The organism is Gemmatimonadaceae bacterium (assembly GCA_019752115.1).
In the GTDB taxonomy this organism is placed as follows: domain Bacteria; phylum Gemmatimonadota; class Gemmatimonadetes; order Gemmatimonadales; family Gemmatimonadaceae; genus Gemmatimonas.
In genome coordinates this window covers 81,982-106,938 of sequence record JAIEMN010000020.1, presented here as the reverse complement: position 1 = coordinate 106,938, position 24,957 = coordinate 81,982, and the positions used below count along the sequence as shown (strand labels likewise).

The window sequence follows — 24,957 nt, the reverse complement described above, 5'->3', positions numbered from 1 at the left end:
GCGGGGGCTAGCGCTGCTGCGCGAGCTTGCGACGAATGGCGTTGTCGAGTTCGGCGCGCTGCTGGTTGCTGAGGCGCCAGCGGCCGAAGCCGGTCTGGTCCATGAAGACGAGCTGGATACGGAGCTCGCGGTATTCCCAGATCTGCTGGCGCACGCGCGCATTGGGATCGTTCAGGCCGGTGTCGATGATGTTGTCGGGATCGCCGAGCGCGACGTAGGTGATCCCGCGGTCGGTCTGCCATCCCTGCGCGCCTTCGTCGCGGTACCGAAGGTTGGCGGTGCGGATGCGTCCAAAGTAATCGCGCAGCCCCTCGTGTTCAGGCGTGGCGGGGACGGGATCGGTGTCCTTGAGGAACTGCGTCCACGCCGTGGCCCGCTGGGCCGGGGTGGCGTTGCGGAGCGGGGCCAAGCGGTCGGCCGTGGTGAAGTAGCGCAGATACGACACCATGTCCTCGAAGGACGCGATCGGCAGATCGTCGCCGAGGCTGACCAGCACCCGCGTCCGCACGGTGTCCGCCCGCCCAACCGTGCTGATCTCGATGGTGTTGATGCCGATCCCCATGTTCCGCACGGGAATCGGTACGGTGGCACTGCGCGAGGCCCCGCGGGCGGGGAGGTCGGTGCGATTCTGCCAGGAGACGATGTCGCCCTCCCCGAGCACGCGCACGGTAATGGCGCTCGGCGCGTCGGCTCCCGGGGCATCGACGTAGATGGGGAAGAGCGAGTCGGCACCGAAGGCGACCGTCGCCCGCGGACGCGCGAGAATGCGCGGCAGCGAATCGAGCGTCTGGCGCGCGATCGCTTCGTAGACGGGGAGCGGGCTGCCGAGGGCGCCGGCGGGGAGCCGCGGCACCTCGATCGTGACATCTTCGCCGGCGTTGCGAATGCTGCCTTCGTCCTTCACGGCGACGCTCATGCTGTAGCGCCCGGGCGCGACCCGCACGAACTGCTGCCAGATGACGCTTTCATCGGTGCGTGCCGTTTCGCGATACGTGGGGACGCGCACGGTCTCGGTCGCTTCGATGTTGCGCACGACCGTGTTGCCCTGACGCAGCTGGACGCGAACGGAATAGCTCGCCGCGTAGCGCTCGCCTTCGCGCTGAAAGCCCAGCACCCGCGACGGGAACGAGAGCGCGACGAGCATGAGCGTGCTGTCGGGGCTCGGCGTACGCAAAAAGCTGAGCGACGAGACAAAGGGCATGGCACCACCGGCCGCCACGAGCCCCATGGTGCGATAGAGGCGCTGCATGTCGGCGGCGCCGGCCGCGGCCGCCGGTGCTGCGGCGCCGGCTGGTCCGCGCACCCCGGGGACGCCGGCTGGTGCAGATGAGCCCGCTGGGCGTGCGCTGGCGCAGCCGGCCAGGGCCGCGGCAGCCGCCGCGAGGCACACCGCCCCTGTGGCGGCGCGCAATGATCGATGTGTCGGATGCGTCATGGAACGCATTGCTACCGCCCCTGCGGAAAGAAGGTGCCGTCGTGCCGTCATCGGAACGTGCGTACTGCCTTGCTGGCACTGACGGTCGGCGTTACGTTCGCCCCGTGCCTATCGAGACGCTAGTCGGAACGACGTTGGCCGGGTATTCCGTGCGAGGAAAGGTGGGCGAGGGCGGCACGTCAACCGTCTTTCGCGCCGAACATCCTACGTACGGCACCGTGGCCCTGAAGGTGCTGCGCGAAAAGCTGCAGCAAGACAAGACCGCCGTTGCGCGCTTCCTCCGGGAGGCGCAATTCGGTGCTCGGGTAGAACACCCGAACATCATCCGCACCCTAGACTACGGGCAGTCGGACAACGAGCGGTACTATCTCGCCATCGAATGGGCGAGCGGGGAGATCCTCGACAAGTACGCCGACAAGGCCGGCCCGCTTCCCAGCAAGGAAGTGGCCGACATTCTGTCCCAGATCTGCAGCGCGGTCCAGGCGGCCCACAACGTGGGCATCGTGCACCGCGACCTGAAGCCGGAAAACGTCATGTACGATCCGGCCACCAAGCAGGTCAAGCTGCTCGACTTCGGCATCGCCGCCGACACCGATGCGGCGCCGGACCAGCGTCTGACGCGCGCTGGCTTCTTCGTGGGCACGCTGATGTACGTGGCGCCGGAAGCGCTGTCGGGCGAGCTCGTGGGTCCGGCGGCCGACCAGTATTCGCTGGCGACCATCGCGTACTACCTGCTGACGGGGGCCCTGCCCTACACCGGCAAGTCGCCGCGCGAACTGTTCTCGGAGCTGCTCACGCAGCCGCCGGTCGCGCTCAACAAGGCGAAGCCGTCGCTGCAGTTCGCGCCCGCGGTCGAGGCGGTGGTCATGAAGGCCCTTTCGAAGCAGCCGGCCGAGCGGTATCCGTCGGTGCAGGCGTTCTCGGATGCCTTTGTCGCGGCCGCCTCCGGCGCGGCTGGTGCCGCACCCGCCGCCGGCAGCGCGCCCACCCCCGCCGTGGCCACCAAGGCCGCTGACGAGGGCGGCGGCGGCCTGTTCGGCAAGATGAAGGGGCTCTTTGGCAAGAAGTGATGGCTGCTGATACGACCACGTCGCGATTGATCGCCCTGCTGGCTGAGCGTTCGGCCAAGCGGGGCGATTTCGTGCTGGCCTCCGGCCGGCGCTCCAACCTCTACGTGGACTGCCGCCTGACGGCGATGAGTCCCGAAGGGCAGCTCCTCATCGGCCGCGCCGGGCTGGCCGCGCTCCGCGCCAGCGGCTGGCCGGTGGACGCCGTGGGCGGCCTCACCCTGGGCGCCGACCCCATCGCCTACGCCATTGCGCACGCCAGTGCGTTGGCCGCCGAACGAGGCGAGGGCGAGATGGTTCGGGGGTTTACCGTTCGGAAAGAGGCCAAGCAGCACGGCACCGGGAAGCTCATCGAAGGCCCGTTCCGCGCCGGCGACAAGGTCGTGATCGTGGAGGACGTGATCACCACCGGCGGCTCGGCGCTCAAGGCCGTGGAGGCCGTCCGCAACGCCGGCGGCGAGATCCTGGGGGTCCTGGCCCTGGTGGACCGTCAGGAAGGCGGCCGCGAGGCGCTGGAAGCCGCCGGGCTGCGCGTTCTCGCGCTGGTGACGGCGGCGGACCTGATGCCGCTCATCGCGGGGTAGGAGCGGGGCCCGTTTCGCTGCGGAGCCACTCGGCGGTCTGAATCCGTGACGGGTGGTTCCCAAGGCGACCGAGACGTCCCCCCGCCATCGGGCGTCCTTGGGAGGTATGGACGCCTCCCCCCGCTCTGCCGCTGCCGGTCGGTTCCGGTCGCCTGCGTTTTCGCCCCAGGCGCTCCGCGAGGAGCAGCGGGCCAAGGACGCCGCCACCTTCCGCGTCGCGGCGCGACGGCGGTTCTGGAGCACGCTGCTCATTTCCGGGGCGCTGCTCCTTGCGATGCGCCTGGGACTCGCGGCGGTCTCCCTGACCGTCGTGGGGGTCATGGTGGCGCTCGCACTGGCGGTGAACCAACTGCTCGCCGTCGTCGGTCGCACGCCCTCGCTCTATCGGCCGTGGCTCAAGTATCTGGTCGCGATCGTGGACACCGCGCTGGTCAGCCTGGTCGTGTTCGTGTTCGGCTCGCCGGTGCTGGTGCTGGCCTACGTGCTCGTGATCGTGCCCTACTCGTTCGATCAGGGGACCACGCTGGGCTACGTCACGAGCCTCGCGTCGGTCGTGGGCTTCTTCACGGCGAGCTGGTGGTACGGGCAGCTGCACGCCGCCGATGCGGCCCCGTGGCCGCAGGTGCTGCTCGCCGGCGGGCTGCTACTGGTCGTGGCGCAGCAGGTCATCCAGATGCCGTCCAAGCTCATCGCGCGACTGCGACGCACGCGCGAGCGCATGGCGCGGATCGAACGGGGTGACCTCACCGCGCGCGCCGACGCGCGCCATGACGACGAACTCGGCTTCCTCGAGCGCAGCTTCAATCGCATGCTCGATGAACTCGTGTTGCTCATCGAGACGGTGCAGGAAGAGGCGGAATCGCTCGCCGCGGTGGCGACGCAGGTGTCGGCGACGGCGCATGTGTTGCAGCGCCGCGCCGGCGAAGTGACCGGGAGTGCGGAGTCGTTGCGCGAAGCCCTTGGCCAGCAGCGCGAGAAGGCGAGCGTCGGCGTGCATTCGAGTCGCGAAGCGCGGCACACCGCCGAGCTGGCGCGTCGTACCGCCGAAGCCACGGCGTCCGATGCCAAGGCGCTCGACGATGCGGCCGTCGCCAGCCGGGCGGCCATCGATCGCGCGGCGCAGGCGCTCCTGCGTGTGGGTGCGGAGGTGACGGCCGCGGCTCAACCCGTCCGCGCGCTCGCGCCCGCCTCCGAACAGGTTGGCGACTTCATCGCCACCGTGACACGGATCGCGCGCCAGACGAACCTGCTCGCGCTCAACGCGGCCATGGAAGCGTCGCGCGCCGGCGAGGACGGGGTGGGCTTCGCGGTGGTCGCGGAGGAGATTCGCGTACTGGCCACGGAGAGCGCGCGCGCCGCCCAGGTCGTGGCGGCCACCGTGCAGCGCGTGCGCGGTGACATCACGACCGCCGTGCAGGCGATGGATGCCACCGCCAACGAAGTGCAGGGCGCCGGCGCGATTGCCCGCGACGCCACGCGCGCGCTGAGCGCGATGGTGGATGGCATCGGCCGCGTGTCGCGGCAGAGCGACGAAGTGTCAACGCTGGCGCAGGCTCAGGCGCGCCTGTCGGCGAGTGTGGCTACCGCGTTCGAAGGACTCGACGGCACGGCCCAGCGCGCGAATGCCGGCGCCCGGGCAGCCGCCGACGCGGCCGGTGCCCAGCGGGCCAGCATCGAGGAGCTTTCGCGCAGCGCGCAGCAGCTCACCGCTGCCGCCAGCCGCCTCCGCGCGGTGGCGCTGCGCCACACCGCGGAGTACGCCGTCGTGGCCCCACCCTCGTCACCGCCGGTGGCGACCGCACCGCCGATGCTGACGGACGCGACGCGTGATCAGTGGCCGGTGGATCCGGAGCCGTCACCCTACGCACCCAAGGCGAGCGCGGCGTAAGGCGAGCCACTGTGGCGGCGCGTGGTACGGATCGAAGGTGGCCAGCGCCTCGCGGTGCGGCACGATGAGCTCGCGCCGCATGTGATCGAGCATCCCCTCGCCGGTGTAGCGGCGACGGAATTCGGCGGCGCCGTGACCGAGCACGATGTGGAGATGGCGTGAGAACGCCTGCGGTGACGAGTACTCGAGCTGCAGCGCGACCTGCGTGATGCTCAGGCCGGGATTCTCGAAGAGGCTGGCCGCGCGCACGAGACGGGCGAAGGAGAGATAGCGCTTGGCGGGGGGCAAGCCGGCGCGGAAGAAGCGCGTCATGAAGGTGGTGGGCGTCACGCCTTGCCTGCGGGCGAAATCACGCACCGTGGTGCAGGTGTGCGGGGCATCGAAGAGCGCGGTGATGAAGCGCCGGCTGGTGAGGGTCGCGTGCGGGAGATCCTCGAGAATGCGCGCCTTGGCGATGGTTTCGATGGCGCGCGGATCTTCGCGGGCCACCAGCGTGCGGAGATCGCGCCACCCGGCGGGCTCGCGCGCATCGACCAGCGTGCGCACGCCCTGTTGTCCCATGCTCAGCAGCGCCTGGGTCGCGCGCGATTCGGTGGCCGTCAGCAGCGCCACGGCGGGCACCGCGGGAAACTCCCGCACGAGCCGCGCGATGGCGGGGGCGTCCTGCTGCTGATAGCGCGACACCGAGACCACCACGGCAGACACCGGGCGGCGTCGCATCTCCTCGACCATCTGGTCGAGCGTCTCGCGGTGCAGCGCGACGTAACACCCGGCGCCCGCCGCTTCGACGCGTGGGCGTTCGCCGGGGGTGACGAAGGTCAGGATGGCTTTGTCGCCGGCACGGGTCGCCGTGCCACGTGACGCCGGTGCGGAAATCGCCATGCGGGCTCTCCGAGTGGGCAGATGGACTCGCCGAGGTGGGCGGATGCCGGGAGCGCCTGCGCGACCCGGACCATGCGGCCGCGATGCTATAGCGGTTCGTCACTGCAGCGTCATCCACCCGCAAGCATTTGGGTGGGGGCGGCTATATTTCGGGTTGACGTGTTCCGTCGGCCGGACGGTCGCGAAGCGGGAGAACGGGCCCTCGTGGCTACGCTCCAACTCCGAGGAAAGTCCGGGCTCCATAGGGCAGATCGCCAGGTAACGCCTGGGCGCGCGCGGCGTGAGCTTCGCGTGACGGACAGTGCAACAGAAAGCAAACCGCCTCGGTGGCAACACTGCGGTAAGGGTGAAAGGGTGGGGTAAGAGCCCACCGCGCGAGCGGCAACGTTCGTGGCACGGCAAACCCCGGTCGGAGCAAGGTCAAATAGGCGGTGAGAGACGGCCCGTCTCGCCAAACGGTGTCAGGCCTTCGGGCACGGCATTGAACCGCGGGTAGACTGCTGGAGCGTGTGGGTGACTGCACGCCGAGAGGAATGACCGTCCGGTGGATGACCGTTTCGACGGTCGTTCACTGACAGAACCCGGCTTACAGGCCGGCGGGACACGTCAGGTGAGCGCGGGGCGGGGGATGCATTTCAGGAGTCAGGGGGCAGGGTTCAGGAAGGAGATCGGGCTGCTGCTCGTGCTCGTCGGCTGTGCGCCATCGATCGCGCCGCTGCCGACGCCGGCGGCACCGGTACCGGCGCCGGTGCCGGTCACTCCGGCGCCGGTCGTGCCGCGCGTGGTGCTGCCGTCGCGGCTCTCGGCCACCTCGTGGCGGGTGAGTTCGGTGGCCCGCCTCAAGGCGAATGGCAGCGGCGTCACCGGTGACGAACAGCGCGTGGAGTCGCGCGCGCTCGTGTCGTGGACGCTCACACGCGCGGCGACCGGTGGTCTTCGCGGCACCGGACAGGTGGATTCCTTCACCGTGGTGTCGTCGCTCGATACGGCCAAAAGCGCACCGCGCGGCGCCGCAGCGGCGATGATGCCGGCCATGCTGCTGATCGAAGCCACGGTGGACAGCGCGATCGCGCGCGTGAGCACGCGGCCGCCGCTCGCGAATGAGTGCGATCGCCCCGAAGCCAGCGCCGCGACGCTGGCGCGCGAGCTGTTGCTGCGCATTCCCGATGGCGTGGCGGCCACCGATCGCTGGCGGGACAGCACCGCGACGCTCGTCTGCCGGAGTGGTGTGCCGATGGTCGTCTACACGACGACGTGGTCCACGCTCGAATCGGTGAGCACCGACAAGCTGGTCGTGAAGCGTGAGATCACCACCAAACTCGAAGGCAAGGGTGGCTCGGCGTTTCGCGCGCTCGAGCTCACCGGCAGCGGCACGGGGACCCAGCGCGCCGAGGTGCGTGTCAGCGATGGGTCAGTGTCCAAGCTGGAAGGAACCAGCACACTCACGCTGCAGCTGAAGGAGACCACGCCACCGGCACCGGCGAGGAGTTCGCAGCTGGTACAGCGGACGGAGTTCCGGGCGGAACGCGTGTCTCGCTAGACGGGCTCGCACAGAGCACACAGCGATCCACAGAGGGCACAGGGAACGGCGAACCACGCGTCGTCTCTGTGCCCTCTGTGTTTCCCAGTGTGCTCTGTGCGAGCCGTTCAGCGATGCATCACTGGATCAATCCATCAGCCGCAGCGGCATCACCAGGCAGAGGTACTTCGCCGGATCGTCCCAGCCTTCGGGCTCGATCGTGGCGGCGCGCTCGGGGGCCTTGAAGGTGAGCTTGACCTGCTCGGTCGGCATGTAGCGCAGGATTTCGAGCAGATACGTGGCGTTGAAGCCGATGTCGAGCTGATCGCCGTTGTAGTTCACCGGCAGTTCGTCGCTGGCTTCACCCAGGTCCGGCGTGGTGACGCTGAACTTCAGCATGCCGGTGTTGAAGGACATCTTGATGCGGTGCGTCTGGTCGGACGCGATGACGCTCATGCGCTTGAGGGCGCTGGTGAGCGCCGCCTTGTCGGCGAGGCAGATGCGGTCGTTGTCCTTCGGGATGACCTGCTCGTAGTTCGGATAGGGGCCTTCGACCAGGCGGGTGAAGACCGACGTGAACGGCGAGCGGAAGCCGAGGTGGTTTTCGCCGCGGGCGATCTCGAGCTCCTCTTCGGCCGGAAACAGGCGCCGGATCTGCTCGAGGGCCTTGGGGGGTACGATGAGGTCACCCGAGGCGGTTCCGTCGGCTGGCAGGTCCATTCTGGCCAAACGGTGGCCATTCGTGGCGACCATGCGCATGCGCTGTTCGCGCAGTTCCCAGAGCACGCCGTTCAGGATGGGGCGCGACTCTTCGGTGCTGACGGCGAACGCGGTGTGCGAAATGAGCTTCTGCAGCTCACCGCTCTTCACGCGCCAGGAGCCGTCGAAGCGCACGCTGGGAAAGGTCGGGAACTCGTCGCGCGCCAACCCGAGGAGTTTGAACTTCGAGCGACCGCATTCCAGCGTCACGCGCTGTTCGCCGCTCGCCGCGAGTTTGACCGGCGACGGCGGCAGCTCACGCGCAATCTCGCCCAGCTTCTTGGCGGGAATCGTGATGGCGCCGGGCGTCTCGACATCGGCACTTACCTCGGTGCTGACCGCGATATCGAGGTCAGTAGCCGAGAAGCGAACGCCGCGATCGGTCGTTTCGACGAGCAGGTTGGCGAGCACGGGCAGGGTGGTCTTGGCCGGCACCGCAGCGGTGACGGCCTGAAGGCCTTCCTGAAGCTTGTCGCGCGAGATTGTGAACTTCATGCCCGATTCTGTGGAAGGACTGCTGTTAAAAGAGGTCTTAGATATAAAAACCGTAGTAGCAGCAGGGCGTGTGGGCTTGTTGAGAAACGCCGCAAACTACGGGTTTGGAAGCGTTTTGGCCATGCCGCTTGATGTGGGTTGGGGGTGGAGACTCCCCGAGTCTCCCCGGCCGTGCACATCCGGCGCGGCGCGCCGTGTGGAGGAGTGTGGACCGATGGGGATTCAGGACCCCAGTTGTCCAGTTGTCCGCAGGGTTTCCAACATGCCCCGAATCTTCAGCACCCGGTCCATAAAACCGGGTTCGCCGGCCATATCCTCGGCCACCCGGTCGAGCGAATGGATGACGGTGGAGTGGTCGCGCCCCCCGAAGGCGTTGCCGATTTCCACGAGCTGCAGGCTGAGGAGCTCGCGGCAGAGATACATGGCGACCTGCCGCGGCACCGTGAGCTGCTTGGTGCGCGTCTTGGAGCGGAGCCCATCGGGCGTGACCCCCCATTCCCGGGCCACGACCTGCTGAATGGTGGCCACCGTGATGGTGGTGGGGGGCACATCGGGGAATTCGGACGAGGCCGCTCCCCGCAGCTTGTCGCGGAGGGCCTCGCGGGCGAGGTCCACCGAGATGTCGCGATGCTTGAGCGAGGCGTAGGCCAAGAGCTTGATGATCGACCCTTCGAGCTCGCGCACCGACGACTTCACGTGCTGGGCGATGAACTCGATGACCTCGTCGGGGATCGTCAGCTCGAGGTGATCGAGGCTCGCCTTCTTCTTGAGGATCGCGATGCGATGCTCGAGGTCGGGGGAGTCGATGTTGGCGACCATCCCCCATTCGAAGCGGGAGACGAGCCGCGACTCGAGGCCGGGGATGTCCTTGGGGGGCCGATCGGAGGTGAGGACGATCTGGCGACCGGCCTCATAGATGGCGTTGAAGGTGTGGAAGAATTCTTCCTGCGTGGATTCCTTCCCCTTCAGGAACTGCACGTCGTCCACCAGGAGCAGGTCGATCTCCCGGAAGCGGCGCCGGAAATCGCCCATCTGGCCGGTCTGGATGGCCTGAATGAACTCGTTGGTGAACTGCTCGGTCCCCACGTAGGCGAGGCGCAGGGTGGGGGTGCGCTTGAGGAGCTCGTGCGCGATCCCCTGCATGAGGTGGGTCTTGCCGAGCCCGGTGTCGCCGTAGATGAAGAGCGGGTTGTAGACCTTGCCGGGGGCCTGGGCCGCGGCCTGGGCGGCGGCGGCGGCGACATCGTTGGACTTCCCGATCACGAACTGGTCGAACGTGTATCGGGGGTTGAGTGGCGCCGACATGCGCAGAGGCTGGCCTGTTGCTGGCGCAGCCTGCGGGGCCGGTGGCGGCGCCACGAACATGTCCATCTGGCGCTGGGCGACGCGCGCTTCGCTGACCCGGAAGCGGACCTTCATGGGGTGGCCGAGGGCCACCGGGGCGAAGGTCGCGAGGAGGTCGGCGTGCTTCGACTCGTTCCAGTCGGCCGAGAACTGGTCGGGGGCGCCGACCAGGAGGGTGTCGCCTTCGAGGGCGAGGGCCTCGGTGGGCTCGAGCCACGTCTTCACGGTCTGCTCCGGGAGGACCTGGCGTGCGCGCGTGCGCAGGCGATCCCAGATTTCGGCCGGAGACAGTGACATGCGGAGACGTTCGAGGGGAGGAATGCAGCCCCGGCCACGGCGCAGATGTGGGCGGGGCGGGCGAAGGTACCCGCTCCAGTGTGGATAAGTCAATCAGGCGCGAGCCTGTGAGTTGGCGCCTCCGGCGGGGCGAGGCGACTGGTGTCGCGGGGGTGTCATACGTGATGGCAGGCAAGTCGAGGTGGGCGCGGCCAACTCGTTGTGCGAGGCCGATTTGGGTGGGGCGCCGGGGTTGACCTTGGGGGTCGGGGCGGGTAAGTTCGGTGGCTACCCGCTTTCACATCGACCTTTCGTATTCGTAAGAGCTGCATATGGGCAAGCCCACCTATCGTCCGCGCAACACGCGTCGCATCCGCAAGCACGGTTTCCGTGCGCGCATGGAGACGAAGTGGGGCCGTGAAGTCCTCGCTCGCCGCCGCAAGAAGGGGCGCAAGCGCCTGACCGTTCAGCTCCCGTCGAAGTACGCGGGCGCCTGACGATCGCCCGTTCCCGCGCGCGCAACGCCTGACGCGCGGGACCGAGCTCGAGCGGGTTCGACACGAAGGGAAGCGAGTACGCACCGCGTCCATGGACGTGCGCGCGACCGCTTCCCTTCCTGCGTTTCCTGCCCCCACCCCGCGCCCGCGGGTGGGCTTCGTGGTGCCGCGCTACAAGCACAGCGCCGTGGACCGCAACCGGCTGAAACGCCGCCTGCGGGAGCTCGTACGGGTGCTGGTGCTTCCCGACCTGCCTCCGCTGGATGTGGTCGTGCGCGTCTTTCCCGTCGCCTACACGCGGACCTTTGACGCGCTCGAAGCCGAGTTGCGGCACGCCATTGCCAAGCTCACCCGCGACATGCTGCGCGAGGCGCCGCGCGAGGCCCCGCGCGGCGCGACGACCGATCCGCCGCCCGACCCGGCGCGCGAGCTGTCGTGATGCTGCCGGTGTCGATACCGCTCCGGCAGTGGCCGCGTCGCCTGCTCATTCTGGGCGTGCGCGGGTATCAGCTGGTGCTCTCGCCCATCTTCGGGGGCGCGTGCCGGTATTATCCTTCCTGCTCGGTGTACGCGATCGAGGCGCTCGAGAAGCACGGCGCCTTTCGCGGCGGATGGTTGGCGCTGCGCCGTATTGGCCGCTGCCATCCATTCCGGCCCGGTGGATTCGACCCCGTTCCGTGATCCGCCAGCGGCACTGCGCATCTCTCTGATCTATCCATGGAACCACGTCGCCTCGTCCTCGCCGTCGTCCTGATGGCGGCGGTCCTCGTTCTGACGCCGTACCTCTTCCCCAGGCCGAAGCCGGTGCCCGGGAAGACGGCGGCCGATTCTGTGCGCGTCGATAGCGCGCGCGCTGACACGCCGACGCCCACCGCGGTCCCGACCGCGACGGCGGGTGCCACCCCCGGCATGAGCGCCGCGCCGGCGGACTCCGCCGCGCCCGCCGTGCTGGCGATCGATACCACGACCGTGAGCGGCGCCAACGCCGCCTACCGCACCACGAATCGCGGGGCCGCGCTCATCGGCGCGGCGATGCAGCAGTATCAGGCGCTCCTCAACAAGGGGCGCACGAAGGGCGGGCCGGTTGAACTCGCGCTGCCCAACGACAAGCTGCTCGGCTATCGCCTGGTCGTGCCGGGCGACACGATCGACCTCGGCAAGCAGACCTTCGCGACCGAGAAGGGCGAGGCCGATGGCACGCCGTTCACGAAGTACACCGCCGCCATCGGTGCGCGCTCGGTGGCGATCACCTACTCGTTCCTCCCCGACAGCTATCGCGTGAACGTGGCCGTCGCGGTGAGCGGCGTGCCGGAGAACAGCTACTTCCTGGTGGATCTGCCTCCCGGCTTCCGCAGCTCCGAGGCCGACACGGTGGAAGACCACCGGCATCTGGAGTACGCGTTCAAGCCCGATGCCAAGGGCGCCGGCAAGGTGACGTTCGCGTCGCTCGATCCCGGCGAGCGCCGCATCGAAAGCGGCCCGATCATGTGGGCGGTGGCCAAGAGCAAGTACTTCATGCTCGGCGTGCTGAGCCCCAAGGGCGCGCCCGCCTTTGCCGAAGTGAACTTCACCGGCGGGCCGCGCATCGCGAAGGCGGCGACGCGGTCGGCGGGGACCCTCGTGGCGCCACTCAAGGGTGGCAATCTCGCGTTCGAGATCTACGCCGGCCCGCAGGAGTTCAAGCGGCTGGTGGCGATGGGGCGCGAGTTCGAAACATCGAACCCGTACGGTGGCTGGTTGCAGGGCATCGTGCAGCCGTTCGCCACGATCGTCATCAAGCTGCTGCTCTGGATGAAGAGCACGCTGGGGCTGTCGTACGGCTGGATTCTCGTGCTCTTCGGCATCTCGGTGCGCATCATCCTGTGGCCGCTCAACCAGAAGGCGATGCGCAGCTCGATGCAGATGCAGCGCATTCAGCCCGAGATGCAGGCCATCCAGACGCGCTACAAGAACGATCCGCAGAAGCTGCAGCAGGAAATGATGGCGCTGTACAAGGCGCACGGCATGAGCCCGTTCAGCGGCCTCTCCGGGTGCCTGCCGATGCTGATCCCGCTGCCGGTGTTCTTCGCGCTCTTCTTCGTGTTCCAGAACACGATCGAGTTCCGCGGTGTGCCGTTCCTCTGGTTCCCCGACATCTCGCTCAAGGATCCGTTCTACATCATCCCGATCCTGGTGGCGATCACGGCGATGACGCTGAGCTGGATCGGCATGCGGGGCGTGAAGGCGAACGAGCAGCAGCGCATGATGATGTACATCATGCCGGCCATGATGATGGTGATCTTCCTGAACATGGCCTCGGGGCTCAACCTGTACTACTTCGTGCAGAACCTCGCGTCGCTGCCGCAGCAGTGGCTGATCTCGCGTGAGCGGAGCAAGGCCACGCCCCTCGTACGGGGATAAGTCCGCGTGACCTCGGCGCTGCTGCCGGGAGGCGACGATACGATCGTCGCCGAAGCGACGGCGGCCGGTCGCGGGGCGATCGCAGTCATTCGGCTGTCAGGGGCGCGCGCCACGGATGTGGCGCGCGCCCTTGGCGCATCCGCGCTCACGCCGCGCCGCGCCACGCGCGTGCGACTGGTGCATCCCACCTCCGGCGAGCCACTCGACGACGCGCTGGTCACCTGGTTCGCTGCGCCGCACTCGTATACCGGCGAAGACGTGGTGGAACTGGCCACGCACGGCGGGCGCGTGGCGCCCGCGCGCGTGCTTGCCGCCTGTGTCGCCGCGGGGGCCCGCATCGCGTACGCCGGGGAGTTCACGCGGCGGGCGGTGGTGCACGGCAAGCTCGATCTGCTGCAGGCAGAAGCGGTGGCGGATCTGATCGACGCGCGCACGAGTGCGCTGCAACGCGTGGCGCTGGCCCAGCTGGATGGCGGACTCTCGCGGCGTCTGCTCGCGTTGCGCGAAGCGGTGCTCGAGCTCGAGGCGCTGCTGGCGTACGATGTGGACTTTCCGGAGGAGGACGACGGACCCATCGACCGCACGCGCATCGCCGACGCCGCGACCGGGCTCCGCACGCAACTCTCGGCGTTGCTTCGTACGGCGCCCACCGGCGCGATGCTCCGCGACGGCGCCCTGGTGGTGCTGGCGGGTGCGCCGAATGCGGGGAAGTCGTCGCTCTTCAATGCGCTGCTGGGCGACGCGCGCGCCATCGTGACGCCGATCGCCGGCACGACGCGCGACGCCATTGAAGCGGTGCTCGATCGCGCGCCGGTACCGCTGCGGCTCGTCGATACGGCCGGGTTGCGTGAGACGACCGATACGCTCGAACAGCTGGGGATCGAGGTCAGCGCGCGATATCTCGCGCAGGCGCAGGTGGTGCTGGCCTGCGGTGCCTCAGCCGACGAGGTGGCGAAGACGCAGCAGGCGGTGGCTCCGCTGACGGCGGGCGTGGTGCTGCCGGTGCTGACCAAGGCCGATCTGCATCCCGCGCTCGCGGCTGACCCGACCGCTGTGAGCGCCGAGACCGGCGAGGGGCTCGCGGCGCTGCTGGCGCGCATCGATGCCGCGCTGGCTCAGGCGGCACCGGCGGAGACCGATGCGGTGCTGATCACCCGCGAGCGGCATCGTCTGGGTCTGACCGCGGCGCTCGACGAGATCCAGGCCTTCGAGGCGGCATGGAGCGACGGCGCGCTGCCGGCGACGGTGGTCGCGGTGCATCTCTATGCGGCGCGCACGGCGCTCGAGGAGCTGATCGGGTCGGTCGATGTGGAGGACGTGCTGGGGCGGGTGTTTGCGTCCTTTTGCATTGGCAAGTAACGCGCATGCGACTTTGAACTGATCGCACAGAGATCACAGAGCCACAGAGCGCACAGCGGCGCGCTTCGATTCAATCCGAAGCGCGCCGCTGTGTTTCTCTGTGACTCTGTGTCCTCTGTGCGATCAGTTCCTACGATCTCGCCAACTGCGTCCGGTGACTCAGGACACGACGGTGAGGCGCGGCCGCTCGCTCACCGGTTCGGCGGCCGCGGCGAGTTCGAAGGCGTTCGCCCGCACCGACCAGGCGAAGCCGCGCGTGTTGATGGCCGCTTCGACCATGCGGGCGCCGAGGAAGTAGCCGGCGCGTTCGGGGAGGATGGTCCGCTCCACGGTGCGGGCTTCGTCGCTCATGCCGCCGGAGAGGTAGCGGAGGCGGAGGCCGAGGGCGGCGCGCTCGAAGTCGGCGCTGGCGGCGCGTGCGAGCACGGGCTCGACTTCGCGGATCCGCGCGTACTGGCGGCGGGCGAAGCCAAAGTATTCCCACGCCGCGTGTCCGGGGCTGATGGCGCGCGAGACGTGCACCGCCAGCCCTTCGTTCACCAGCAGCTCGCGGAGCGTGGCGAGGCGGCCGGTCTCCCAGTAGGAGTAGTTGCCGCCGGCATCGAGGACGAGCTCGCGCATGCTGCTGCGGCTGGCCGGCGACGTGTAGCGCACGACGTGGGTGATCTCGTGCGCGAGCCAGAGCGGGATGAGCTCGGGGTCGAGGCCAAGTCCCTGCGTGTCGGGATTGGCGACGCCGGTGAAGTGCTCGAGGCACACAAAGGCGACGCCGCGCCCGTCGACGACGAGTTCACCGGCATTGGCGGCGCCGACGCCGACCATGAGCACGATGTCGTAGCTGACGTCGATGTCGAGCAGCACGCGCACCTTTTCCTCCGTCTGGCGCGCGAGCGCGACGACATCGGTGGAGGCGAGCAGGGTGCGCAGGTCGCTGCGATCGGCGGCGACGGTGGCGCGCACCACGTCCTCGAAGTGCGGGCCCGACGGCTCCAGCACATAGTTCTCCCAGTACGCCGTGAGCAGCGCGCGGTGACGCTCGAAGTACGCCAGGTAGGCAGCCTGGCGATCATCGGCGTCAAGGACGGCGAGGAAGTCTGGGACGAGATTGATCAACATCGACGCGGCAAGTTAGCCGCCGAGCCGGGGGGCAACAAGGCGCGACCGGCGGCCCCGGCGTCCGCGTGCCGGCCGGGGTGTTCAAGCCCGGGCGTCCGGCTGCCGAGACTCCTCGACATCACCGTGTCCCGACGCGCCATGACGACCCTGCATCTCATCGAACTGACTTGTCCCGTGTGCGAGCGTGAGTTCCGCTCGCAGACCGTCGTGGCCACGAATGGCTTCGGCGGAAAGCGGACCGATTTCCACGAGCGGGCGGCGGGTATGCAGCCGCTGCCGTACTTCGTGCATCTGTGCACGCATTGCGGGTACGCCGGCGTCACGCGCGACTTTGGTGACGAGGTCGAACTGACCGCCTGGATCAAGGAGCTCGTGTGGGCGGAGCTGGCGCCGTCGCTGACGCACTCGCTGCCGTCCGGATCCCTCAAGTACGAGCACGCGGCGAAAGTCGCGGCGTGGCAGGGGAGCGATCCGCGGTATCTCGCCGATCTCTATCTCCGGGCCGCGTGGTGCTGCGTCGATGAAGGGGACAGCGAAGCCGAGCGGTTCTTCCGTCGCCACGCGGCGTGGCGCTTCGCCGATGCGCTGGCAGCGTTCGATGGCGTCCCGCCGGATGAGCGCGCGGTGATCACGTATCTGATCGGCGAGCTCTGGCGGCGCGTGGGCGATGAGACGCAGGCCCAATCCTGGTTCGACAAGGTGCCTGAGGAGGTCACCGAGCCGGACGTGCAGGCGTGGGTGCTGGAGGCGGCGTGTCAGCAGAAGACGGAGCCGCGGGAGTGGTTTTCGTAACTACGAAGGGCGTATACGAACGGCGTATACGTGGGGCGCATACGTGGGGCGTATACGTGGGGCGGGAACGGCGGGAACTGCGGGGCTAGCGGGTGCCGAAGAGGCGGTCGCCGGCGTCGCCTAGGCCGGGCAGGATGTAGCCATGCTCATTGAGCTCGCGGTCGAGACTGGCGGCGAGAATGGGGACGTCGGGGTGCTCGCGGGAGAGGCGGGCGACGCCCTCGGGGGCGGCGACGAGGCACAGGAACCGAATGCGGCTCGCGCCGGCGCGCTTGAGTGAGGCGACCGCGGCGGCGGCGCTGCCGCCAGTGGCGAGCATGGGATCGAGGAGCAGGAAGTCGCGCTCGCTCACATCGCCCGGCACCTTGAAGTAGTAGTCCACCGGCTCGAGCGTATCGTGATCGCGATAGAGGCCGATGTGGCCCACGCGCGCCGAGGGCATGAGGCGCAGAATGCCTTCGACCATCCCGAGGCCGGCGCGCAGAATGGGGACGAGCGTAAGCTTCTTGCCGCGCACGGCCCAGCCCGTCGCGTGTTCGAGCGGGGTGTCCACGCCCACCGGCTCCAGCGCGAGATCCCGCGTGGCTTCGTACGCCATCAGCATGGCGATCTCGTCCACCAGCTCCTTGAACTGCTTGGTCGGCGTGGCGCGGTCGCGCAGAAGCGTCAGCTTGTGACGAACCAGCGGGTGGTCTACGATGCTGAGCGTGGGGAAGTCGTGGGGTGTGGACATCGCCAATCCTGATCGCGTCGAAACGAGAGCTCACGGGTGACCAACGACGCCGCGCGCCGGCGTGGCAGCGAAGCTAGCGCGTCGTCGCCCGCGGCGCAGGACGCGCCGGCGCACGACCTCCGGGCGCGCCTGGCCACGGTGCTGCGCCATGGGCGGAGCAGTACGGCCTTTCGCGCGCTCGGTCCCGACCTGTGCGTCTGGCGGCCGGTGGCCGACGGCGCCGATGCCGATGCACACGCCGAAGCGGATGCCGATGCGGATACCGAAGCGGATACCGATGCGCTCGTGGCGTATGCAGCGGTTCGCGGTGCCGCCGTGGCAGCCGGTGAACCGGTCGCCGATGTCGACCGCCTGGTCGCGGTGGCGGAGGCGTTCATGGCGGCGCAAGCGACCGCGGGGCGCCGGCCCTCGTTCTTTGCGACCGAGGGGCGGCTGGCGCGCTCACCGCAGCTGGCGCGGCGGCTGATCGGTGAACAGCCGGTATGGGACCCGCAGGCGTGGGACGCCGGGGTGCGCGCGCACAAGTCGCTGCGCGAGCAGCTGCGGCGCGCGCGCGCCAAGCGGGTCGTCGTGGAGGTCGTCGACACGGCGCAGCTCACCTCGGCCGCGTTTCAGGACGCCCTGTCCGCGTTGCAGGCGCGCTGGCGCGCGACGCGCAGCATGCCGCCGATGGGGTTTCTGGTGACGCAGGCGCTCACCGAAGGCGCAGCCCATCGTCGCACCTGGCTGGCGCGACAGGGCGATACGCTGGTGGGCGTGTTGTCGATGGTGCCGCTACCGGCGCGTCCGGGCTGGCTGCTTGAGCATCTGCTGCGCGATCCCGATGCGCCCAACGGGACCGCGGAACTGCTGGTCGATGTGGCCATGCGCACGCTGGCTGCCGAAGGCGCGACGTGGGCGACGCTGGGGCTCGCGCCACTCCATGGCGCCATCGATCCCACGCTCGCGCGGCTCCGGCGGTGGTCTCGACCGCTGTTCAATTTTGCGGGGCTGTCGCAGTTCAAGCACAAGCTGCGCCCCACGCACTGGGAGCCGATCTATCTCGCGTGGCCCGCGCACGGCTCGGGGTGGCGCGCGATGCGCGATGGCTTGCGCGCCTTCGCCGGCGGATCGTTTCTGCGCTTTGGTGTGCGCACCATCTGGCGCGGCCCCACACCGGTCTTGCAGGCGCTCGAGTGGCTCCTGCTGCCCTGGACGATGTTGTTGGCGCTCGCGCCCACCACTCCCTGGTTTCCGTCGCGCGCGGTGCAGGGGGCGTGGGTGCTGTTCGACGGCGCTCTGCTGCTGGCCCTGCGCACGGTGCGCCAGCGCAGTACGGCGCACGGACCGGATGAGCGCCGCGTCGTGTCGCGACTCGCGACTGGTATTGCCGTCGCAGTCACGCTCGACGCCCTGCTGACGCTCAGCGAAGCCGTCCTGCATCGCGCGCCGCGCGAGGTCGGGATGTGGGGCGCCGTACTGACGGGAATCGCCTGCGCAGGTCCGTTATTGGCGGCGCCGATGCTGTGGGGTGCCGCGCAGCGGGCCCGCCTGCTCGCGCGCCCGTTGGCGCGACTGCGACCGACCTCCTCGGCGTTACCTTGAAGGCATGGCTTCCACTCCGACGTCTTTCACCCCGCTGCGCACGCCGGCGCAGTGGCAGCGCATCGCGGTGTATTGCGCATCGAATGACGGCGCGCGCCCCGCGTATCTGGCGGCGGCGCGTGCGATGGGGACGCTGCTCGCGCAGGAAGGACTCACCGTGGTGTACGGCGGCGGTCGCGTGGGGCTCATGGGCGCGCTGGCCGACGCCGCGATGGCGGCCGGGGGCGAAGTCATTGGCGTGATGCCGCACGGGCTCGTGCAGCGCGAGGTGGCGCATCATGGACTCACGGCGCTGCATGTCGTGGACTCCATGCATGAACGCAAAGCGCTGATTGCCGACCTTGCCGACGCGTTCATCACCATGCCCGGCGGGATCGGGACGCTCGAGGAGTTCTTCGAGACGTGGACGTGGGCCCAGCTTGGCGTGCACCGCAAACCGGTCGGACTGCTCGACACCGATGGGTTCTGGGCACCGTTGGAGCACCTGCTCGATCATGTCGCGGCCGAAGGCTTTCTGCGCGGTACCCCGCGCGACTGGCTGGTGCGAGCACCCACGCCCGCGCAGTTGCTGGCGGCGCTCCGCACCTTCGAGCCTCCCACCGTACGACGCTGGCTCCGCCTGGGTGAAACCTGAGCAGCCACTCGGCTGCACCTAGCGCCTGCCCGTCAGCCCGCCGAGAATGCCAGTCGTATGTCTGTGGATCCTCGCGCGCGTTCTGATACTTCGATGGTCGAACCGCCCAGCCCGCCGTTGCTGGCGCGCGCCCTGGCGGTGCTGGCGCTGCTCGCGCCACTCCCCAGCCTGATCGGGTGGATCACCGCGACCCCATGGCTCGTGCAGCCAATGGCGACGTTTGCGCCGGCGCGGGCGTGGGGCACGGTCATGATTCCGCTGGGCGCGCTGGCCATGGTGGCCAAGCTCCGCGGCCACCGACGCGAGGCGCGCGCGTTCGCCTGGGCCAGCATGGGCGTGGCGCTGGTCGGCATGATCGCGGCCGTGGTCGGCGTGCCGCTCCCCCTCGACGGCTGGGCGGCCGCCCGCGTCGGCATGCCGCTGCATCCGGAGACCCGAGCGATTTCGCTCTCGATCGGCGCGCTGTTCCTGATGGGCAACAGCGCGCTGTTGCTGCTGGCATCCTCGCGACCCTCCGATCGCAAGCTCGTCGTGGCCGGCGCGCTGGCCGCCACGCAGCTGGCGATGGCCAGCGTCCTGTTTCTCTCCCAACTGGCGGGGCTGCTCGAGCCGAGCCGCTATCCCATGCTGCAGGCGCCGCTGCATGGCCTGCTCGCCGCGATGGCGCTGGGCGGCGCGTTGCTGCAGCGGGCCACGGCGCGCGAATATCGCACGCCAGCCCCACCGCGCTGGGCACCGGTGTTGGCCGGCGTGAGTACGACGCTCGTGGTCCTCGTGCTCTGGCAGGCGCTCACCGCGCGGGAAGCGGCGCAGGCGCGCAGCCGTGATGCCATGGCGATTGCCGCGCTCGATCGCGCGGTGCAGCGACAATACGGCACGGTGCATCGGGCGCTCGGACGCACCGCCGTCTACCTCGCGACGTCCACGCAGCGGCGCGATCCGGTGTGGGAAACCACGCTGCCCCGCCTGATCGATGAGACGGATGGGCTGGCGCGGCTCATCTGGACCGATGCGCGCGGGCGCCTGCTGCGCGCGGTCCCGGACTCGGCGCCCGACGCGGCGGGGTTGGCGTCGCTGCAGCGGTTCGTGGCGAGCGGCCCCGTGAGCGCGGCACTCGACGATACCAGTGCCGCGCGTCATTCCATCGCGCTCGACGGACCGTGGCGCGTCGCGCTGTGGTCGCGGGTCCCCTCGCCGGTGTTCGACACGACCTATCTGTTCGCCATCATCGATGAGCCGCAGCTGTTGCGCCTGTTTGCGGACGACGCGCGTCAGGCGGCGGCGATTCGGGCCAGCGATGGAGCGGCGCTGCTGTTGGCGAAGGGGACGCTGCGGGCGGATGCACTGAGCCGTACCGTGCAGATCGGCCCGCGGACGGTGCAGGTGGCCATGTCCGGACCGGCGCAGGAGTCGCACTCGCCTTTACCCGATGTGGTGTTGGCCCTCGGGCTGGCCGTGGCGGCGCTGCTGGCGATCACCCTGTGGTTGCAGCGCCGCATCTGGGAGCAGGCCCAGGCCGACGGCATGACGCGCATGCAGGAAGCCATCGAGCGCGCCACCGATGGGATCTGGGAACTCGATGTGCGTACCAACGCCACCCATCGCAGCGCCGCGCTCTTGCGCTCGCTGGCGATTGACGCGGCGTTGCTGGCTCGTGGCTTCGACCGCTGGTTGGCCTTGATCCACCCCGACGACGTCCCGCGTGTTTCGGACGCCATCGGCCGGCACCTGCGAGGGGACGCGGATGCGGTGGAAGTCGAATACCGGGTGCGCGCCGGCGATGGCACGTGGCATACCCTGATGGATCGCGGGCGGGTGGTGGAGCGCGATGGGGCTGGCCGTCCCGTGCGTCTGCTTGGCATCTCCGCCGACGTCACCGAGCGGCTGCGGGCCGAAGTGGCCATCGAGGAGAGCGAGCGCCGCTTCCGCGTGATGTTCGAAACGGCGTTTCAGGTGCAGCTCCTGCTCGATCTCGACGGCACGATTCTCGAGGCCAATGAGGCGGCCGGGGAGCTCGCGGGTGTGGCGCCGGACGCCCTCCCCGGTCGCGCCTTCGCGATGGCGCCGTGGTGGGCGCACGACCCCTCCATTCCTCAGCAGATTCAGGCGCGCTTCGAGCGTGCGCGGGCCGGCGAGACCCAGCGGTTCGAGGTGGAGCTGACCGAGCCGCGCGATCGACCGACCACGGTGGACTTCTCGCTCAAACCGATCCGCGATGCCGAAGAGCGCGTGGTGCAGGTGCTGGCGGAGGGGCGCGATCTCACCATTCGCAAGCGCGCCGAGGAGTCGCTGCGCGAGATCAGTGCGCTCACCACGATGGGACAGCTGGCGGCGCGCGTCGCGCATGAGATCAACAACCCCCTCGCGGGCATCCAGAACGCCTTTCTGCTCATCCGCGGGGCCATTCCCACCGATCACCCGCACTATCGGTTTGTGGGCGCGATCGAACGCGAGATCGGCCGCATCGCCGCGGTGACCCGGCAGCTGTACGAGACCTATCGGCCCGATGCACTGATGGAGCGGCAGGCCTCGGTGACGATTGCGATCAGCGATGCGGTGAGTTTTCTCGAGCAGGTGAACCGGGCACGGCACGTGCGCATCGTGACCGACGTGTCGCAGGCCCCCTCGATGGTGCCGGTCCCCGATGCGCTCTTGCGACAGACGTTGTACAACCTGGTGCAGAACGCCGTCGATGTCTCGCCCATGCACGGCACGATCGAAGTCCGGGCGTGGGTGCAGGGTGACGAGTGCGTCCTCACCGTCGCCGATGAGGGTCCGGGCGTTCCGCCGGCGATTCGCGAGCGGATCTTTGACCCATTCTTCAGCACGAAGGATCGAACGATGAAAACGGGTGGTATGGGAATTGGCCTGACGCTGGTGCGCCAGTCGGTGCTCGCCGTGGGCGGCCGCATCGAAGTCCGCAGCCGTCCGCAGGGGGGCGCGAGTTTGAAGTCCGCCTGCCGATGACCCCTCTGGATACCGGAGTGTTGCGATGAGTCGCGGCCGCATCCTCATCGCCGATGATGAGCCGACCTTTCTCACCTCGACCGCGGAATTACTGCGCCGTGAGGGCTTCACGGTCGATACGGTCGAGGACGCTCAAGGGGCGCTGGCGGCCATTGCCGCGCAGCCTTACGACCTCTTGATCACGGACCTCGAGATGCCCGGCAACGCCGATCTCGATCTGGTGCAGCAGGTGGCCAGCATCAGCGGCGGATTGCCGATCATCATCATCACCGGGTTCCCCTCGGTGCGATCGGCAGTCGCCTCCATCGAGCTCCCCGTGGCGGCGTATCTCGTCAAACCGGTGCATTTCCCGGAGCTGCTCAAGCGCGTGTCGTCGGCCGTTGCGCGCTTCCGCTCCTACCAGGCGATGCAAAGCGCCGAAGCGCGGCTCCGTGAGTACCGCGAACAGCTCGAACCCGCCGGCCTGCCGGTGCTGACGCCCGATCCCCGGGCGGCGGACACGCGCACCGGGGTGGACATGTTCCTGGCGCTGACGCTCCGGAACGTGATGGGTTCGCTCACGGATCTCGAACAGTTGGGGCGGGCGCTGGCCGGCCAGCCCGTGGTGCAGGCGCACCCGTGTCAGCTGATCAACTGCCCACGCGGGGCCCAGTTGCAGGCGGCCGTGGAAGAAACGATCGCCGTGCTCGAAGAAACCAAGGGCGCGTTCAAATCCAAGACGCTGGGTGACTTGCGGCAGAAGTTGGAGCTCGTGCTCAAGCACGTGTAGCCAGTGATGTAACGGTCTGCGCGGATGGGACGGATTCTGCACAATCCATCCACATCCGCGCGACGCAGGGCACAGTTGTCGGCCGAACGCTCTTGCGGCGGTGGGCCGAGTCCGCAATGTTCCGTATTCGGGCTACGTGCCATGCCACACGTCACGCGGTCCGGACGACATACTCTCCTTGGCGAACGGGATTCGGTCCCGGCAGTCGAAGGCGCGCAGACAGCTTCCTCACCGGAGCCGTCTCGCGCCTTTTGTGTTTTCACGCTCCCACGCATCCGGACTATGAGCAACGCCGCTCTGTACACCGCCGACATGCCCACCCCCGCCCCGATGGGACGCCTGCCACTCAGCCCGATTCCGGTGCGAGCCGGAGCCCAGCGCGAGCGCCCGGGGCGGCAGCCCGCGCCGGGTGCGCTGACCACGAGCGTGCAAGCCCAGCTGGATGGTGGCACGCGCACGATTTCACGCGTACTCGTCGTGACGCAGAATGACGACGCGCAGGCCGCGCTCCGGGCGACGCTCGAAGCGGATGGGCGCGAAGTGTTGCACGCCACGCAGGCCGCCGGTGTGGTCGACATGATTGCCCGCGCCGAGGTGGACCTCGTGGTCAGCGATGCGCAGCTCCCGGATCACAGCGGCTTGACGCTGCTGCTCGCCCTGCGAGACGCGCACCCCACGCTGCTGACCGTCCTCCTGTCCGACGCCGAAGCCCACCGGGCGGCGCAGCAGGCGGCGGAGCATGGCGCGGCGGACTTTCTGAGCGCCGCCCCCGTGGACGCCCACGAAGTGGGGGCGTTCCTGCGGCGTGCCGAAGCGATGCAAATGGTGCGCGACCAGCAGTCGCTGCGGGCGGAGCGCGATGACGAGGTCATGGAGTTCCGCGGCATGTACGGCACCACGCCGGTCATGCGCGAGGTGTTCCGCATGATCTCGCGGGTGGGGCGCACCGATGTCACGGTGCTCGTGACCGGTGAGAGCGGGACCGGCAAGGAGCTGGTCGCGCGGGCGCTGCACGAAGAGAGCTCGCGTCGCAACAAGCCGTTTGTGGCCCTCAACTGCTCGGCGCTGCCGTCCGAACTGGTGGAGAGTGAACTGTTCGGCCACACGCGTGGGGCGTTCACCGGGGCGGTGAAAGATCGCGGTGGTTTGTTCGAAGCGGCCCATGGCGGCACCCTCTTCCTGGACGAGATCGGCGATCTGGGCGCGTTGGCGCAGGCCAAGGTGCTCCGGGCGCTCGAGAACGGCGAAGTCATGCGCGTGGGTGGCACGAAAACGACGCGCGTGGATGTGCGCGTGCTTGCGGCGACCAACCGGCCGCTCGACGAGATGGTCTCCGACGGCCGCTTCCGCGAAGACCTGCTCTATCGGCTCAAGGTCATCTCGCTGGCGCTGCCGCCGCTGCGCGATCGCAAGGCGGATCTGCCGCTGCTGGCCACGCATTTCCTGTCGGTCTTCGCCGAGCGGCATGGGTTGCCGCTGCGGGTGATCGGTGAGGACGCGCGGGAGATCCTGATGCAGTACGACTGGCCCGGCAACGTGCGCGAGCTGCGCAACGTGATCGAGGGCGCGCTGGTGATGTGCGATGGTGCCGAGATTGCTGCGTGCGATTTGCCCGTGAGTCTCATGCAGCACGAGGTGGTCCGGCCGCTCGCGCTGCTCGAACAAAGTGCGGACCTGCCCTTCGTCGAGGCGCGCGAGCGCGCGCTGCGCGAGTTCGACCGCGCGTTCCTGAGTGCGGCGCTGGCGCGCAACGGCGGCAACATTGCGCGCACGGCGCGCGCGCTGGGCTTGCATCGACAGTCGTTGCAGAAGCTGCTCGCGCGGCGGGACCTGCGGAACGCCTGAGCGGGTCACGGC

21 protein-coding genes and 1 other RNA gene are annotated in these 24,957 nt (G+C 68.9%); 16 read left to right on the top strand and 6 right to left on the bottom strand.

Translation table 11 applies throughout. The features are described from left to right. Window positions 1-7: 7 nt before the first annotated feature. On the bottom strand, window positions 8-1,303 hold the full coding sequence (locus tag K2R93_10225) for a GWxTD domain-containing protein (protein ID MBY0490203.1): 1,296 nt from the start codon (window positions 1,301-1,303) through the stop codon (window positions 8-10). A gap of 236 nt (window positions 1,304-1,539) precedes the next feature. Here K2R93_10225 and K2R93_10220 point away from each other — a divergent pair, with 236 nt between their 5' ends. From K2R93_10220 to K2R93_10210, 3 genes are all read left to right on the top strand, one after another. Continuing rightward, the gene (locus tag K2R93_10220; protein ID MBY0490202.1) at window positions 1,540-2,505 is read left to right on the top strand and encodes a serine/threonine protein kinase; all 966 of its coding nucleotides are present in this window, start codon (window positions 1,540-1,542) and stop codon (window positions 2,503-2,505) included. Next, entirely contained in the window at window positions 2,505-3,086 is a 582-nt protein-coding gene (pyrE, locus tag K2R93_10215; protein ID MBY0490201.1) for an orotate phosphoribosyltransferase, read from the top strand. The genes K2R93_10220 and pyrE overlap by 1 nt, the downstream gene beginning before the upstream one ends. A gap of 106 nt (window positions 3,087-3,192) precedes the next feature. Continuing rightward, window positions 3,193-4,974: a methyl-accepting chemotaxis protein gene (locus K2R93_10210; GenBank protein ID MBY0490200.1), complete on the top strand. Its 1,782-nt coding sequence runs from the start codon at window positions 3,193-3,195 to the stop codon at window positions 4,972-4,974. Here K2R93_10210 and K2R93_10205 read toward each other — a convergent pair. Next, entirely contained in the window at window positions 4,942-5,856 is a 915-nt protein-coding gene (locus tag K2R93_10205; protein ID MBY0490199.1) for an AraC family transcriptional regulator, read from the bottom strand. The genes K2R93_10210 and K2R93_10205 overlap by 33 nt on opposite strands. 163 nt (window positions 5,857-6,019) lie before the next feature. Here K2R93_10205 and rnpB point away from each other — a divergent pair. Further along, window positions 6,020-6,461: RNase P RNA component class A (rnpB, locus tag K2R93_10200), an RNA gene on the top strand. 23 nt (window positions 6,462-6,484) lie between these two features. Beyond that, entirely contained in the window at window positions 6,485-7,396 is a 912-nt protein-coding gene (locus K2R93_10195; protein MBY0490198.1) for a hypothetical protein, read from the top strand. Window positions 7,397-7,522: 126 nt separating this feature from the next. Here the strand turns inward: K2R93_10195 and dnaN are convergent, their stop codons facing one another. Both dnaN and dnaA read right to left on the bottom strand, forming a co-directional pair. After that, window positions 7,523-8,629, bottom strand: a complete 1,107-nt coding sequence (gene dnaN / locus K2R93_10190; GenBank protein ID MBY0490197.1) for a DNA polymerase III subunit beta — start codon at window positions 8,627-8,629, stop codon at window positions 7,523-7,525. Between the two features lie 222 nt (window positions 8,630-8,851). Beyond that, window positions 8,852-10,270, bottom strand: coding sequence for a chromosomal replication initiator protein DnaA (gene dnaA, locus K2R93_10185; GenBank protein MBY0490196.1), 1,419 nt, complete (start codon window positions 10,268-10,270; stop codon window positions 8,852-8,854). Between the two features lie 311 nt (window positions 10,271-10,581). Between dnaA and rpmH the strand changes: the two genes are divergently transcribed. The 5 genes from rpmH to mnmE are packed head-to-tail and all read left to right on the top strand — an operon-like array spanning window position 10,582 to window position 14,505. Beyond that, on the top strand, window positions 10,582-10,746 hold the full coding sequence (gene rpmH, locus K2R93_10180; GenBank protein ID MBY0490195.1) for a 50S ribosomal protein L34: 165 nt from the start codon (window positions 10,582-10,584) through the stop codon (window positions 10,744-10,746). A 28-nt stretch (window positions 10,747-10,774) separates the two neighbouring features. Beyond that, window positions 10,775-11,185, top strand: a complete 411-nt coding sequence (gene rnpA, locus K2R93_10175; protein ID MBY0490194.1) for a ribonuclease P protein component — start codon at window positions 10,775-10,777, stop codon at window positions 11,183-11,185. After that, entirely contained in the window at window positions 11,185-11,427 is a 243-nt protein-coding gene (yidD, locus tag K2R93_10170; protein MBY0490193.1) for a membrane protein insertion efficiency factor YidD, read from the top strand. Before rnpA ends, yidD begins: the two co-directional genes overlap by 1 nt. A gap of 36 nt (window positions 11,428-11,463) precedes the next feature. Then, window positions 11,464-13,146 (top strand): membrane protein insertase YidC, encoded by a 1,683-nt coding sequence (yidC, locus tag K2R93_10165; GenBank protein MBY0490192.1) that lies wholly within the window; start codon window positions 11,464-11,466, stop codon window positions 13,144-13,146. A 6-nt stretch (window positions 13,147-13,152) separates the two neighbouring features. Continuing rightward, a complete protein-coding gene (gene mnmE / locus K2R93_10160) occupies window positions 13,153-14,505 on the top strand; it encodes a tRNA uridine-5-carboxymethylaminomethyl(34) synthesis GTPase MnmE (GenBank protein MBY0490191.1) in 1,353 nt (450 codons plus the stop codon). 159 nt (window positions 14,506-14,664) lie between these two features. Here mnmE and K2R93_10155 read toward each other — a convergent pair whose 3' ends face one another. Next, complete coding sequence (locus K2R93_10155) at window positions 14,665-15,621, bottom strand: hypothetical protein (protein ID MBY0490190.1); 957 nt, start codon at window positions 15,619-15,621, stop codon at window positions 14,665-14,667. 138 nt (window positions 15,622-15,759) lie between these two features. Between K2R93_10155 and K2R93_10150 the strand changes: the two genes are divergently transcribed. Next, the gene (locus tag K2R93_10150; protein MBY0490189.1) at window positions 15,760-16,413 is read left to right on the top strand and encodes a DUF2225 domain-containing protein; all 654 of its coding nucleotides are present in this window, start codon (window positions 15,760-15,762) and stop codon (window positions 16,411-16,413) included. A gap of 85 nt (window positions 16,414-16,498) precedes the next feature. Here the strand turns inward: K2R93_10150 and upp are convergent, their stop codons facing one another. After that, entirely contained in the window at window positions 16,499-17,146 is a 648-nt protein-coding gene (gene upp, locus K2R93_10145) for a uracil phosphoribosyltransferase (GenBank protein MBY0490188.1), read from the bottom strand. 36 nt (window positions 17,147-17,182) lie between these two features. On the opposite strand from upp, the gene K2R93_10140 reads away from it, so the two are divergent. The 5 genes from K2R93_10140 to K2R93_10120 all read left to right on the top strand — a co-directional run bounded on the left by K2R93_10140 (window position 17,183) and on the right by K2R93_10120 (window position 24,945). Then, window positions 17,183-18,730, top strand: coding sequence for a DUF2156 domain-containing protein (locus K2R93_10140; protein MBY0490187.1), 1,548 nt, complete (start codon window positions 17,183-17,185; stop codon window positions 18,728-18,730). A 4-nt stretch (window positions 18,731-18,734) separates the two neighbouring features. After that, on the top strand, window positions 18,735-19,364 hold the full coding sequence (locus K2R93_10135; protein MBY0490186.1) for a TIGR00730 family Rossman fold protein: 630 nt from the start codon (window positions 18,735-18,737) through the stop codon (window positions 19,362-19,364). Window positions 19,365-19,457: 93 nt separating this feature from the next. Continuing rightward, entirely contained in the window at window positions 19,458-22,331 is a 2,874-nt protein-coding gene (locus tag K2R93_10130) for a PAS domain S-box protein (GenBank protein ID MBY0490185.1), read from the top strand. Window positions 22,332-22,356: 25 nt separating this feature from the next. Further along, the gene (locus tag K2R93_10125) at window positions 22,357-23,100 is read left to right on the top strand and encodes a response regulator (GenBank protein ID MBY0490184.1); all 744 of its coding nucleotides are present in this window, start codon (window positions 22,357-22,359) and stop codon (window positions 23,098-23,100) included. Between the two features lie 282 nt (window positions 23,101-23,382). Further along, the gene (locus tag K2R93_10120) at window positions 23,383-24,945 is read left to right on the top strand and encodes a sigma-54 dependent transcriptional regulator (protein ID MBY0490183.1); all 1,563 of its coding nucleotides are present in this window, start codon (window positions 23,383-23,385) and stop codon (window positions 24,943-24,945) included. Window positions 24,946-24,957: the final 12 nt, after the last annotated feature.